The organism is Brevibacterium picturae, assembly GCF_030453725.1.
Lineage (GTDB): Bacteria > Actinomycetota > Actinomycetes > Actinomycetales > Brevibacteriaceae > Brevibacterium > Brevibacterium sandarakinum_A.
Genome location: NZ_JAKDJU010000330.1, coordinates 1 through 1,685, shown reverse-complemented (window position 1 = coordinate 1,685; position 1,685 = coordinate 1). Strand labels below are relative to the sequence as shown.

The following is a 1,685-nucleotide window of genomic DNA, read 5'->3' as shown; positions in this document are numbered from 1 at the left end:
TGTCCGACGCTACCCCGCCGGCCGGCTTCGGCCGCCCTGACCTGACCGCCTTCGCGTCTCATCCCAATCGACTCTGATCGGGTCTGCTGACCCCCTCGACGAGAACGCAGCGACATCACAGCCACCCAACCCCGACCGTCCGGGAAGCCGGGACACGTCACATGGCCTGTGCTGCGGGCGTGTCGAGTGGGTCGTCCAGGGGCGACGCAGGAGCGTCGACGCGACGTGCTGAGAGGTGGTTCCAACCGGGCGCTAGGACACCGGCTACAGGCATGGCGATAGGTCAGGAACGGCGTCGCTCCCTGCGCAGGAGGGAGCGCAGAGTCTCGGCGTTCGCGTAGCCGACCCGTAGCGCGATCTCGGCGGAGGTGAGGTCCGTGGTTGCTGAGAGGTGCCGAGCTCGTTCGATGCGAAGCCGTTGGACGAAGCCGAGCGGAGTGAGGTTGAGCGCCGCACGGACTCGTCGTTCGAGGGTGCGCCGGCTGGTGCCGAGCGACTGCGCGACGAAGGCGACGTTGAACGGTTCGTCCAGGCGGGCGCGCACGAAGCGTTCGAACTCGACGACGATCGGGTCCTCGTGCCGGAGATGTTCGTAGGCGACGAAGGCCGCCTGCGACGGGCGCTCGTCGATGATGAGGAGCTTGGCGACGTGTTGGGCCAGGTCGGGGCTGATCGATCGCACGAGTGAGAGCGCGAGGTCGATGTGGGCGAACGCGGCGCCGGCGGTGACGAGGTTCCCGTCGACCACGACCATGGTGTCGAGATCGAGGGCGACGGTCGGATAGCGCTTCAGGAACTCCGGCCCCAGGAACCAGCTGGTCGTCGCCCGCCGATGATGCATCCGTCCGGTCTCGGCGACGGCGAACACGCCGGTGCACGCCGCGGCGATCCGGGTGGTCGCGTCGTCGAGGCGCCCGAGCGAGGCGATGACCGAACGAGCATCTCGGCTCTGGAGGGCGTCGTTGGTAGCGGCGGCCGTGAGGGTTCCAAGCGCAGGGACGACGACCACGTCGAACTCTCCGGACTCCGACAGCGGGTGGTCCACCGACAGGGTCATCGATGCCGTCGTGGTCACTCGCCGTTTCGGTCCGAGGATGGCGAGTTCGATCGGGTCGATCCGCGGGTCGACATCGCCGCGGGCTCCGTCGGCCACCCGCACGATGTCGATGATCGACGCGATAGCCGAACCGAAGCAGCCGTCGATCGCGATCAGTCCGATACGCATGACGTAAACAATAGCAATACTGTCGTATACGCCACTCCCCATCGGCCCTCGCTCGTCATACGCTGAACTCGTCCCACGAAGAACCCCGACTTCAAGGAGAGTCCCTCATGTCCACACCCGCATCACTTCCGTATGCCTTCGTCGCCAAGATCGTCGCGGCCGATGGACAGCACGACGCGGTCGCCGATCTGCTCGCCGGCGCTGTCGCACTCGCCAACGAAGAAGTAGGAACGATTGTCTGGTTCGCGGTCAGGACCCACGCCGACACCTTCTGGATCTTCGATGCATTCCCCGACGAGGCCGCTCGCGACGCCCACGCCAACGGCGCCATCGTCGCAGCCCTGATGGCCAACCAGCACCTCCTCGGCGCAGCACCCGAGATCCTGGCGGCCGACGTCCTCGCGTCCAAGCTCCCGTAGTCCGCCAACGCACGAGACGATCGCGCCCCGCCGAGCCGTCG

General features: G+C 67.0%; 2 protein-coding genes. One reads left to right on the top strand and one right to left on the bottom strand.

From position 1 onward, the window contains the following. Nucleotides 1–283: 283 nt before the first annotated feature. Nucleotides 284–1,225: a GlxA family transcriptional regulator gene (locus L0G76_RS16105; protein ID WP_304358133.1), complete on the bottom strand. Its 942-nt coding sequence runs from the start codon at nucleotides 1,223–1,225 to the stop codon at nucleotides 284–286. Between the two features lie 107 nt (nucleotides 1,226–1,332). On the opposite strand from L0G76_RS16105, the gene L0G76_RS16100 reads away from it, so the two are divergent. After that, nucleotides 1,333–1,644, top strand: a complete 312-nt coding sequence (locus L0G76_RS16100) for a putative quinol monooxygenase (RefSeq protein WP_033107114.1) — start codon at nucleotides 1,333–1,335, stop codon at nucleotides 1,642–1,644. The last annotated feature ends 41 nt before the right edge of the window (nucleotides 1,645–1,685 follow it).